General features: G+C 72.6%; 6 protein-coding genes and 1 tRNA gene. 3 read left to right on the top strand and 4 right to left on the bottom strand.

Annotated elements, in window-relative coordinates; genetic code table 11:
• Positions 1-109: 109 nt before the first annotated feature.
• From WMF27_RS05945 to WMF27_RS05930, 4 genes are all read right to left on the bottom strand, one after another.
• Positions 110-808 carry an ABC transporter ATP-binding protein gene (locus WMF27_RS05945; RefSeq protein ID WP_437761220.1) on the bottom strand — a complete coding sequence of 233 codons (699 nt, stop codon included), beginning with the start codon at positions 806-808 and terminating at the stop codon, positions 110-112.
• On the bottom strand, positions 801-2,021 hold the full coding sequence (locus tag WMF27_RS05940; protein WP_437761221.1) for an ABC transporter permease: 1,221 nt from the start codon (positions 2,019-2,021) through the stop codon (positions 801-803). The genes WMF27_RS05945 and WMF27_RS05940 overlap by 8 nt, the downstream gene beginning before the upstream one ends.
• A gap of 1 nt (position 2,022) precedes the next feature.
• A complete protein-coding gene (locus tag WMF27_RS05935; protein ID WP_437761222.1) occupies positions 2,023-3,231 on the bottom strand; it encodes an efflux RND transporter periplasmic adaptor subunit in 1,209 nt (402 codons plus the stop codon).
• A gap of 152 nt (positions 3,232-3,383) precedes the next feature.
• Positions 3,384-3,459 (bottom strand) — tRNA-Asn (locus tag WMF27_RS05930).
• 208 nt (positions 3,460-3,667) lie between these two features.
• Between WMF27_RS05930 and WMF27_RS05925 the strand changes: the two genes are divergently transcribed.
• From WMF27_RS05925 to WMF27_RS05915, 3 genes are all read left to right on the top strand, one after another.
• Positions 3,668-5,299, top strand: coding sequence for a lipopolysaccharide biosynthesis protein (locus WMF27_RS05925; RefSeq protein WP_437761223.1), 1,632 nt, complete (start codon positions 3,668-3,670; stop codon positions 5,297-5,299).
• Between the two features lie 331 nt (positions 5,300-5,630).
• A complete protein-coding gene (ettA, locus tag WMF27_RS05920; protein ID WP_437761224.1) occupies positions 5,631-7,304 on the top strand; it encodes an energy-dependent translational throttle protein EttA in 1,674 nt (557 codons plus the stop codon).
• Positions 7,305-7,458: 154 nt separating this feature from the next.
• Positions 7,459-11,937: a translocation/assembly module TamB domain-containing protein gene (locus tag WMF27_RS05915; protein WP_437761225.1), complete on the top strand. Its 4,479-nt coding sequence runs from the start codon at positions 7,459-7,461 to the stop codon at positions 11,935-11,937.
• Positions 11,938-11,994 lie beyond the last annotated feature (57 nt).

Here is an 11,994-nt window from a genome sequence, read left to right as displayed (position 1 = left end):
GAGCGCCGAACGCACGCGGAAACGAGCCCTCGGCGGCGCCTCGTCCGCGCGCTCGAGGAGCGGCTCACGCGGCCCCGGGCTGCGTCTCGGTGCGGCGCCTGCATGCCCCTCATGCGCGGTCGCTGGCGATGCGCCCGTCGACGATCTCGATCACGCGTTCGCACTGCTCGGCGATGCGCGGATCGTGGGTGACGACGAGAAACGTCGTGCCGAGCTCGCGGTTGAACCGGCGCATCAGCGCGAAGACCTCGGCCGACGACTCGGTGTCGAGGTTCCCTGTCGGCTCGTCCGCCAAGACGAGCGGCGGCCGGCGCGACAGCGCGCGCGCGATGGCCACGCGTTGCTGCTGGCCGCCCGAGAGCGCGGTCGCCCTGAAGTTCATCCGATCGGCGAGCCCCACCGCTCCGAGCAGCTCCACCGCGCGCGCCTTCATGATCGACGAAGGGAATCCCTCGTCGCCCCAGGCGGGCAGCATGACGTTCTCGAGCGCGGTGAACATCGGCAAGAGGTGATGGAACTGGAACACGAAGCCGAGCGTCCGCGCGCGAAGCCGGGTGAGGCTCGCCTCGTCGAGCCCCGTCGTGTCCTTGCCGTCGACCACCACGCGCCCGCGCGTCGGCCGGTCGAGCAGGCCGATGATGTTGAGCAGGGTGCTCTTGCCGGAGCCGGACGGACCGATCAGCGCGGCGAACTCGCCCTTCTCGATCCGGAGATCGACCCCGTCGAGCGCCCGCGAGACGACGGCCTGGCCGTATTCCTTCACCACGCCTTCGACGACGAGCAGCGGATCAGCCATTGCGTCAGCCATTGCGGATCGCCGACGCCGGATCGAGCCTGGATGCGCGCCGCGCGGGGAGCACGGCGGCGAGGAGCCCCACGCCGACCGCGAGGGCGGTCGCGAGCACGAAGAGCTCGAGATCGAGCTGCACGGGGAACTTCGGGGCGCCGTCGGGCCCGCGCACGAGGCCCTCGAAGAGCTTCGACAGGAGCGCCCCGAGCGCCGATCCGACGAACGACCCGAGGAGCCCGAGCACCGCGCCCTGGATCAGGAAGATGCGCAGGACGCGGCCCCGCGACGTGCCGACCGCGCGGAGAACGCCTATCTCGCGCGACTTCTGGACCACCGACACGATGAGCACGCTCGCGATTCCCAGCGCGACCGCGAGGACGACGAAGAACTGGATCATGCTCTTCGAGCTGCTCTGCGCCGAGAGGCCGGTGAGCAGCTCGGCGTTGATCTTCATCCAGCTGTCCGCCTTCAGCCCCGTCCTCCCGCGCAGCTCGCCCGCGACGGCCTCGGCGGCGAACACGTCGGCGACCTTGAGCTCGATCGAGGTCGCGCCGCCGGGGAGCGCATAGAGCGTCTGCGCCCTGCGGAGCGACGTGATCACCCACGTCTTGTCGACCGCCTCGTTGCCGAGCGAGAAGACGCCCGTGATCGCGACGACATCGTCGATCCCCTCGGTCGTCGTGATCCGGATCTTGTCGCCGACGCCGACGCCGAGCTCGTCCGCGAGCACGACACCGATGACCACGTCGCCCCCGGCGACGTCGAACCGGCCCGCGCGCATGCGCTTCCGGACGTCGATGATCGCGAGGAAGCGCTCGGGATCGACGCCGCGCACGACGACGGCGTTCTTCGCCTCGGCGCGGACGGCGAAGCCGGCGCCCACGATCGCCGGCGACGCGGCGATGACGCCGGCGGTGCGCTCCGCGTCGGCCATGACGAGCGGCCACTGGTCGATGGAGCGAAGGCGCTGCGGCGCGGGCTGCACGGAGCGCGCGACGGCGCGATCGTCCGAGGGGTCGACGAGCGGACGCGCCGCCTCGCGCTGCACCTGCAGCGTGATGTGCGGCTGCGAGCCGAGCGTCTTGTCGATGAGCGACACCTGGAGGCCGTTGATCAGCGCGGAGAGGAAGACAATCACGCTCACGCCCACCGACACCGCCGCGAGGATCAGCGCGGTCTGCCCCTTCGCGTCGCGCAGGTAACGGAGCGCCACGAACCACTCGAACGGCATCTCAATCGAGCTCCGCGCGCACGCGCTGGCCCGGCGCATGGATCCGTCCGTCGGGCAGCACAACGACGCTCCCCTCGCCGAGGCCCTCGACCACCTCGACGGCGCCCTCTCCGCGAATGCCCAGCTTCACGTCCTTGCGCACGAGGCGATTGTCCTCGACCGCGAAGAGCCAGGGCGCCGGCGTCGCCGCGTCGCGCACGGCGTCGCTCGGAACGACGAGCGCATTCTCGCGCCGCGCGACCGAGAGATCGATGGAGACGGTCATGTCGGGCAACAGAAAGGCTGGTGCGCTCGGCACCGCGAGGCGCACCTCGACACTGCCTCTCTGCGGATCGATGGAAGGCGCGATGTAGCTCACCTCGGCGTCGAACACCTGTTGCGGGTAGGCGTCCGCGGACGCGCGCGCTTTCTGCCCCAGCGCGATCCACGCGAGGTTCCGCTCATCGGGCTGGAAGACGAGCTGCGGGCTCCCGTCCGCGGCGAGCACCATCAACGTTCGCGCCGGCTGCACGACGTCGCCGGGCTCCACGGAGCGCGTGAGCACGACGCCGTCCTGATGCGCCACGATCCGCGTCTGCGCGAGGCGAACGGTCGCGCCGACGTGCTGCGCCTGCGCCTGGAGGAGCGCAGTCAGCGCGACGCGCGAGTCCGCGCCCATCGGGGTCGACGCGATGCGCTGCGCCTCCGCCGCGACCTTTTGCGCGCGCGCGAGCTCGACGCTCTGTCGGGCGTTGTCGAGCTCGGCTTGAGCGACCGCCCCCGACGCCGAGAGCTCTCGCACCCGCGCGAGCTCGACCTCGGTGCGCTCGAGGTTCGTCTCCGCCTGACGGAGCGCCTCCGTCGCGACGATCGCGCCGACGCGGCGGAGCTGCTCGACGCGCGCCGTCGCCTGGTCGACGGCGGCCTTCGCCTGCGACACCGCCGCGCGCGCCTCGGCGTCGTCGATCTGCACGAGGAGATCGCCCCCCTTCACGCGTTGCCCCTCGATCGCGCCGACCGCGACGACGAGGCCCGGGACCTGCGCCGCGACCTGAACGCGCGTCGGCACCCTCACCCGTCCGCTCGCGACGACGCGCTGCTCGAGATCCTTCCGAGCGGCCACGGCGACCTTCACCCTGGGTCCGCGCGCGCGCACCGCCATCACGATCGTGGAGGCCGCGAGCAACGCGATCAGGAGCCAGAGCCCAGGGCGCCGAAGGAGCGTCCTCATAGGCCGAACCGTCTACCACCGAACCGGAGCGGCCTGCGAGGGCCGTCACGCGGAACAATGGGCGCAAAAAAAAAGACGAAGCCCCCGAGGCATGTACCTCGGCGCGCTCCGTGGGCCGCGCCTCGCTGCGATCTTCGCAAGCGGATGAGGAATGGCTCCAGCTGCTGGACTCGAACCAGCGACCCGGCGGTTAACAGCCGCCTGCTCTACCAACTGAGCTAAGCTGGAATGCGTCGGAGACGGGCGCGAGAATAGTCGCGCAGCCCTTCCCGTCAAGCGAATCCGCGCGGCGCTTCACTTTGGTGACACCCGCGTGAGCTCGCCCGCTCCCCTCCTCCCCCCGCCTCCCCCTCTTCTCCCTTCCCTGCCCGCGCTTCCCCTTCCGCTCGCCTCCCGCGAGATTGCCCGCCTGGCGTGCTTCTGCGACAACCGCGCCGTGTCGCGCGCCGCCGAGCCCTTCCCGCCGCCCGAAGCCGCCGCCCCCTCGCAGGCCGCCCCGGCTCCTGCCGCGGCCTCTCCGGCCCCGTCCCCTGCCGCCCCCTCCCCCTCCGCCGCCCGCTCCGCCGGCCGCGGCGGCCTCGCCATCGCGGGCGCCAAGGTCTCGTTCATCCTCTTCGGCTTCGTCCAGCAGCTCATCCTCCCGCGGCTGCTCGGCACGGACGGCTACGGCGCGGTCTCCGTCGTCCTCGCGGGCGTCGGCGTCGTCAACAACGTCATCGTCGCGACGGGCATCCAGGGCGTCTCGCGCGCTGTCTCCAGCGTCGCGGAAGCGGACGTCGCGGCCGCCTTCCGCCGCACGCTCGCCCTCCACGCCCTCCTCGCCGTCGTCGTCTCCGCCGGCTTCGCGCTCCTCGCCGGCGCCGTCGCCGACTTCTCCGAGGCCCCGCACGTCGCGGGTCCGCTGCGGCTCGCCGCCGCCGTCGTGCTCCTCTACGGCCTCTACGCCCCGCTCGTCGGCGCGCTCAACGGCCAGCGGCGCTTCGTCACGCAGGCCGCCTTCGACGTCGGCTACGGCGCGCTCCGCACCGCGAGCATCGCCGCCTTCGCCCTGCTCTTCCTCCGCGCCGGCCAGAGCGGCGTCCTCGGCGCGATCGCCGGCTTCGTCGCCGCGGCCGCCGTCATCGTCCCCCTCGCGCTCACCAGGACCGGCCTCGGCCGCCCCGGCAGCGCCGGCCCCTCGATCCGCGAGCACGCCGCCTTCCTCCTGCCGCTCGCCGTCTCGCAGACGTTCCTGAACCTCCTGCTCCAGACCGACTTCTTCCTCCTCCGCCGCTTCCTCGGGCAGGCCACGAGCGGGCTCGCGCTCGGCGCCAAGGCCGCCGACGACCTCATCGGCGTCTACCGCGGCGCGCAGCTCTTCGCGTTCCTGCCGTACCAGCTGCTCCTCTCGGTCACGTTCATCCTCTTCCCGATGCTCGCCCGCGCGCACGCCGAGGACGACCGCGCCGCGGTCCGCCGCTACGCCATGACGGGCGTCCGCCTCTCGTTCCTGCTCACCGGGCTCCTCTGCGCCCCGATCTCGGGCCTCGCCCCGCACGTCCTGCGCTTCGCCTTCCCTGTCGAGATCTGGAGCCGCGGCGGCGACACGCTCCGCGTCCTCTCCCTCGGCATGGGCGCGTTCGCCGTCCTCGGCGTCGCCTCGGCCGCGCTCACCAGCCTGCACCGGGAGCGCGTCGCGGCCGCCCTCACCGCCACCACCGTCGTCCTCGTCGCCACCGGCTGCTCGATCGCCGTCCCGCGCGCCGCGTTCGGCCCCGACATGCTGGTGCGCTCCGCCGTCGCCACCTCGCTCGCGCTCGCCACCGCCGCGGTCGCCGGCGGCGTCCTGCTCCACCGCGCCGCCGGCGGCTTCGTCCCCGCCCGGACGCCGCTCCGCGTCGGCGCCGCGCTGCTCGCCGCGATCGCGGTGGGCACGCAGCTCCCGTGGCTCGGCAAGATCGCCGTGCTCGGCGAGGCGATCCTGGTCGCCCTCGTGTACCTCGCCGTCCTCGTCGCCACGCGCGAGGTCGGCCGCGAGGACCTCGCCGCCCTCAAGCAGGCGTTCGGGCGCGGCGCGCGGCGCGCCTAGCTCCGCCCGTCAGGGGTCCGGCCAGGGAGCCGGTGAGAGATTTCAACGCAAAGACGCAAAGGCGCAAAGGCGCAAACCTGCATGAAATCTGTTCTTTTTTGCGTCTTTGCGCCTTTGCGTCTTTGCGTTGAATTCTCCCTTCATCCATACGACGCGCGCGTCCGTCCCGACGCGCGCCCTGCGCGCCCGCCTACGGCCGCCTCCGCGCCCTCTTGACCGTCAGCCGGCGATCTCGCATACGGCCTCTCCCCCCAGCCCGGCCAGCGCCGCGCCCGCTCGAAGGCCGAGCGGAGCCCCACGGCGCGCCGGGCACGCACAGGCAGGCGAAGACGTGGCCCCTCAATTCATCTTCACGATGCAGGATGTCCGGAAGGTGCACCCCCCGAACAAGGAGGTGCTGAAGGGCCTGTGGCTCTCCTTCTACCCGGGCGCGAAGATCGGCGTCCTCGGCTCGAACGGCGCCGGCAAGAGCACCCTGCTCCGCATCATGGCGGGCGTCGACAAGGAGTACCTCGGCGAGGCGAAGCCCGCCGACGGCATCCGCATCGGCTACCTCGCCCAGGAGCCGCAGCTCGAGGCCGGCAAGACCGTGCAGGAGCACGTCGAGATGGCGGTCCACGACGTCCGCTCCCTCGTCCAGCGCTTCGAGGAGATCGGCGCGAAGCTCGGCGAGTCGCCCCCCGACATGGAGGCGCTCCTCGAGGAGTACGCCGCGCTCCAGGACAAGATCGAGGCCGCGAACGGCTGGGAGATCGACCGCGTCGTCGAGCGCGCCATGGACGCCCTCCGGCTGCCGCCGCCCGACGCCGACGTCACCAAGCTCTCCGGCGGCGAGCGCCGCCGCGTCGCCCTCTGCAGGCTCCTCCTCGAGAAGCCGGACATCCTGCTGCTCGACGAGCCGACCAACCACCTCGACGCCGAGAGCGTCGCCTGGCTCGAGCGCTTTCTCCACGACTACCCCGGCACCGTCGTCGCGGTCACCCACGACCGGTACTTCCTCGACAACGTCGCCGGCTGGATCCTCGAGCTCGACCGCGGCGCCGGCATCCCGTACGAGGGCAACTACACCGGCTGGCTCGAGCAGAAGAAGAAGCGCCTCGAGCTGGAGCAGAAGCAGGAGAGCGCGCGCAAGCGCACCCTGGAGCGCGAGCTCGAGTGGGTGCGCCTGGCCCCGCGCGCCCGCCAGGCCAAGAGCAAGGCCCGCCTCGCCGCCTACGAGACGCTGCTCGCCGAGGACAGGTCGAAGAAGGTCGAGGAGAACGAGATCCACATCCCCGCCGGCCAGCGGCTCGGGAACGTGGTCGTCGAGGCCGAGCACCTCCGCAAGGGCTTCGGCGACCGCGTCCTCATCGACGACCTCAGCTTCTCGCTCCCGCGCGGCGGCATCGTCGGCATCATCGGGCCGAACGGCGCCGGCAAGACGACGCTCTTCCGCATGATCATGGGCCTCGAGCAGCCCGACGGCGGCGCGCTCAAGCTCGGCGAGACCGTGGAGCTCGCGTACGTCGACCAGTCGCGCGACGCGCTCAACCCGACCAACAACGTCTGGCAGGAGATCTCCGGCGGCGAGGACCGCCTCCTCGTCGGCAAGCGCGAGGTCAACTCGCGCGCGTACGTCGCGAGCTTCAACTTCGCCGGCAGCGACCAGCAGAAGAAGGTCCGCGATCTCTCCGGCGGCGAGCGCAACCGCCTCCACCTCGCCAAGCTGCTCCGCCGCGGCGGCAACGTCCTCCTGCTCGACGAGCCCACCAACGACCTCGACGTCGACACGCTCCGCTCGCTCGAGGAGGCGCTGCTCAACTTCGCCGGCTGCGCCGTGGTCATCAGCCACGACCGCTGGTTCCTCGACCGGATCGCGACCCACATCCTCGCCTTCGAGGGCGACAGCAAGGTCGTCTGGTTCGAGGGCAACTACGCCGACTACGAGGCCGACCTGAAGCGCCGCCTCGGCGCCGACGCGGCCGAGCCCCGCAAGCTCCGCTACCGCAAGCTCACCGCGGGCTGACCCGGCCCGGCGCGCCTCGCACGGCGCCCCCGCGGCGTTCCACCCTGGAGCACGTTTCCGGTCGGGTGCGACGCGCACGCACCGGCATTTTCCCGTCACAGGATCCCCCCGCCCACGTAAGCGTCCGACCGCGCATCAGCTAAGCTGCGCCCCGATGCACGGCACGAGGAGAAAGGGCTCCCCGCCGAGCGCCCGCAGGGACTGGGGGCGCCTCGCCGTGCGCGTTTTGTGCGCCGTGTTCGCGCTGATCGGCGCGATCCCGCTCGCGCTCGGCTTCCTCGTGCGCACCGAGACGGTGCGGGCCTGGGCGGCGCGCGAGACGGCGGCGCTGCTCCAGCGCGAGCTCGGCATCACGGCCCGCTACCAGGTGCGCGTCCAGGCCTGGCCCCTCATGGTCGGCCTGAACCGGCTCGTCGTCGACTCCTCGGACGGCGGCGCGCCGTTCCTCGAGCTCGAGCGCGTGGCCATCCGCCCGCGCCTGTTCTCGCTGCTCGCCGGGCACATCGACGCCGGGGACGTCGAGATCATCGGCCCCCGCGTCCGCGCGGTGCTGAAGGACGGGGAGCTCCGCAACCTCACCCTCCCGAGCACCGGCGAGGGCGGCGGGGGCGGCCTCGACCGCGCGCCGCTCTCCTCGGTGGCCATCACCGACGCGCGGCTCGACCTGACGATCGACAACGTCCGCGTCCAGGCCACCGAGGTCGACGTCGACGTCTCCGCCGAGCCGTCGGACGCGTTCGAGATCGCGATGCGCTCCGGCCTCGTCTCGGTCGTCCGCACGCACCCGGCGCCCGGCCACGAGGCCGAGGAGGACAGCGTCGACGAGGACGTCGTCTGCCGCTTCGACACGCGCGTCCGCGTCGAGCCGGGCCGCGCGCTCGTCCGCCGGCTGATCCTCGAGGGCGCCGCCGACTTCGACCCGGATCCCGGCACCGCGCCGCCCTGCGCGCTCCAGGACGGCGACTGGCGCCGGGTGGAGCTCGAGCTCGGCGCCCTCCGCGCCGTGGGCCTCGGCGACGGCATGCCCCACCGGATCGAGGGCCGCGTGCGGGCGCGCCTCCCCGTGCCGATCGTTCACCGCTTCCTGGCCCTGCCGCCCGCGTCCGGCTCGGTCTCGCTCGACGTCGACGCGGAGTACGACGCGGCGTCCGCGCCGCTCGGCCTTTCGCTCCCCCGCGTCAAGGGCACGCTCCTGCTCGACCGGCCGGGCCTCGACGGCAGGGTCTTCGTCACGCGCCTCGCGGGCAAGGTCTCGACGACCCCGGACGCCGTGCAGCTCTCCGACGCCGACGTCGCCTGGGCCGACGGCACGCTGAAGATCTCGAGCGCGGAGATCAAGCCGTTCGAGAAGGGCGTGCCGCTCCAGGCCGGGCCGATCGGCCTCGCCAACGTCGAGCTGCCCGGCCTGCTCCGCGACCTCGCGGTCCACCCGCAGGCGCACGTCGCGTGGACGCTGCGCGAGGGGAGGTTCGATCGCTTCGGCGGCACGCTGTCCCCGCTCTCCCTCGAGGGCCCGCTCGCCGTGCAGACGCACGGCTTCGAGATCTTCGATCACCCGACGAAGGACCCTGCCCGCAAGCGCCTGATGGGCGTCAAGGAGGCCACGGTCCGCGGCTCGTTCCAGGTGCGGCCGCACGCCGTCGTGCTCTCGGGCTTCTCGGTCGACACGCCGGGCTCGCACCTCAGGACCACCGTCTCGCTCGGCTTCAACGACCAGCTCGGGGTCGAGGTCCACCCGGGCTCGCGCGTGGACCTCGCCGAGATCTCCCCGCTCGCCGCGCTCGAGCTCGCCGGCGTCGCCACGATGAAGGCGGCGATGCACGGCTCGTACGCGCACCCGAAGCTCACCGGCGAGATCGGCGTCGAGAAGTTCGTGTTCGGCGGCTTCCCCATCGGCGACCTCGAGCCCTCGCCGGTCGCGTTCGAGCCGCTCGCCGTGACGCTCGAGAACGCGCGGGTCCGGCACGGGGCGAGCCGCGTCCGGGTCCCGTCGATCAAGGTCGATTTCGACCCGGCCGGCAACCTGCCCAAGGGCCGCCCGCTCGACAGCTCGGCGGGGATCGTCGTCGTGGACGCGACCGTCGACACGCGCGAGGCGCCGCACCTCGCCGCGCGCGACCTCCTCGAGGTGCTCCGCCTCGACAAGGATCCGCGGTTCGCCGACTACAAGGCGACCGCGAGCGGGACGGCCCGCGCCCACTTCGCGCTCGGCGGCCCCGAGGACCGCTGCGGCGGCGGCACCCTCGCCGTGAACGCGGGCATGCGGCTCACCGGCGTCGAGCTGCTCGACGAGCGCTTCGACGAGGGCGAGATCGACCTCGACATGGTCTGGGACGACCAGGCCGCCGGCGCCGACGGCATGCGGCTCGACGTCCGCTCGGCGTCGCTGCGCAAGGGCACGGGCTCCGTGCTGGCGAGCGCCTCCGTGGCGCACGGCGGCGCGCTGAAGGGGAGCGTCATCGCGAGCGGCCTCCCGCTCTCGCGGATCGACGGGCTCGGGGCGGCGGCCTCGCAGTTCGACGGCTCGGTGTCCGTCGTCGCCAGCCTGGGCGGCACCGTGAGCAGGCTCGCCGGCTTCGCGGACGTGCACGTCTCGCGCGTCGGCATCCGCCGCACGCACGCGAGCCTGCCGCCCTCGCGGGTCGCGCTCACGATCGTGCCGAACGACAAGCCGCCGAAGATCATCGGCAGGACGCCGATCTGCGGCAACCCCCAGGGCGCGCCGTTCGATCCGGCGGAGTACGAGCGCGACCTCCCCGACGGCTCCTTCATCGCGAACGGCTCGCTGTTCGGCGGGCAGGTCGCGCTGAAGGGGCTCCGCGTCACGCGCCAGCGGCGCAAGATCGTGGACGGGGACGCGCGCATGGACGCGCTCGACCTGGGCACGCTCGCGAACCTGATCCCGGGCGCCGCGCTCGCGGCGGCGCCGAAGGGCACGATGACCGGGTCGCTCGACATCGAGCGGCTCCCCCTCACGGATTTCCGGCAGGCGGCGCTCACGCTCACGGTCGACGCGCTCAAGCTCGATCGGGAGGGCCAGGGGGTCCACCTCACGAGCCCGAGCGGCCCGATCCGCCTCGCGGGCAACACGCTGAAGGTGCCGGAGCTCCACCTCGAGGCGCACACCGCCTCGCGCCTGTCCGCCGCGTTCACGGCGTCCGGCGAGGTCAAGCGGGTGTTCACGGCGCCGGACCTCGACGTGGCGATCCGGGTGAGCCCGACGAACCTGTCGCGGCTCAGCGCCGACATCCCGCAGATCCGGCGCGCGCGGGGCACGGTGGAGGCCGAGGTCCAGGTGGCCGGGCCGCTCCAGGGGCTGCGCTACACGGGCTCGGCGACGCTCAAGGAGGGCGAGCTCGACGTGGTCGGCCTGCCGGTCTCGCTCGACGACATCGACGTGGAGATCGCGATCGGCGGCGACCAGGTGCGCCTCACGAAGGCGAGCGCGCGGGTCGGCACGGGCACGGTGACCGCGGTGGGGCACATGCCGGTGCGCGGCCTGACCCTCGGCACGGCGCAGGCCTCCATCGTGGCGACCGGCGTGAAGCTGCCGGTCGCCGATGGGGTGAACCTCACCGCGAACGCCAACCTGACGGCGAGCTTCCGGCCCGGCGTCGAGGACGACGCGTCGGGGGAGAAGAACCTGCCGCGGGTCGAGGGGAAGATCACGCTCACGTCGTTCAGCTACACGCGGCCCATCCTGATGAGCATGGACCTCGGCGATCTCACGGGGCGCCAGCGGACGACGGTGCAGACCTACGACCCCGCGGACGACGTGGTCCGGTTCGACGTCACCGTCGCCTCGCCGAACCCGCTCCGCTTCTCGAACGATCTGGCCGACATGCGGCTCGAGGTCTCGCAGCCCGGGCTCGCGCTCTCGGGCACGAACCAGCGCTTCGGCGCGCGCGGCACGCTGCGCATCCTGCCCGACTCGAAGCTCATGCTGCGCAGCACCGAGTTCGAGGTCCGGGACGGCTACGTCCGCTTCGACGATCCGTTCCGCATCGCGCCCAAGGTCGACGTGCGCGCCGAGAGCGAGTACCGCCGCTACACGTCGACGAGCACCGCCGCGGCGGACGCGACGTCGGGCGCGGAGCCCGCGGCCGCGGCCGCGGGCAGCAGCGCGAACTCCAGCGGGCTCTGGCGCATCAAGCTGCACGCCCAGGGCGACGCCGACAACCTCCAGCTCAACCTGACGAGCGATCCGCCGCTCAGCCAGGAGGACATCGTCCTGCTGCTGACGCTCGGCATGACGCGCGCCGAGCTCAACCAGGGCGTCGTGTCGTCGCTCGGCGAGACCATGGGCCTCGAGGCGCTCTCGTCGCTGACGGGCGCCGACAAGGCGGTGAAGACGATGGTCCCCCTCATCGACGAGTTCCGCTTCGGCACCGGCTACTCGTCCAAGAACGGCGCCCCGGAGCCGACGGTGACGATCGGCAAGCGCATCACGGACGCGGTGCGCGCCAACGTGACGACGGGGCTCTCGCAGGGCAGCCAGGTGCGCGCGGGCGTCGAGGTGAAGCTCAGCGACCGGATGAGCCTCCAGGGGTCGTACGACAACTCGAGCGACGCCTCGAGCTCGCCGCTCGGCAACGTGGGCGCCGACCTGAGGTGGCGGCTCGAGTTCGAGTGACGTTCGAGCCGCGGACGGCGCTCGAACGACGCTCGCGTGGCGCTCGATCCGCGGCCG

This window comes from Sorangium sp. So ce281 (assembly GCF_051527395.1).
Lineage (GTDB): Bacteria > Myxococcota_A > Polyangia > Polyangiales > Polyangiaceae > Sorangium > Sorangium cellulosum_B.
This window is presented reverse-complemented; position numbering and strand designations above follow the sequence as displayed.

Coding starts and splice junctions, on each gene's coding strand:
- WMF27_RS05945 (WP_437761220.1), bottom strand. CDS start 808: ATGGCTGACGCAATGGCTGATCCGCTGCTCGTCGTCGAAGGCGTGGTG.
- WMF27_RS05940 (WP_437761221.1), bottom strand. CDS start 2,021: ATGCCGTTCGAGTGGTTCGTGGCGCTCCGTTACCTGCGCGACGCGAAG.
- WMF27_RS05935 (WP_437761222.1), bottom strand. CDS start 3,231: ATGAGGACGCTCCTTCGGCGCCCTGGGCTCTGGCTCCTGATCGCGTTG.
- WMF27_RS05915 (WP_437761225.1), top strand. CDS start 7,459: ATGCACGGCACGAGGAGAAAGGGCTCCCCGCCGAGCGCCCGCAGGGAC.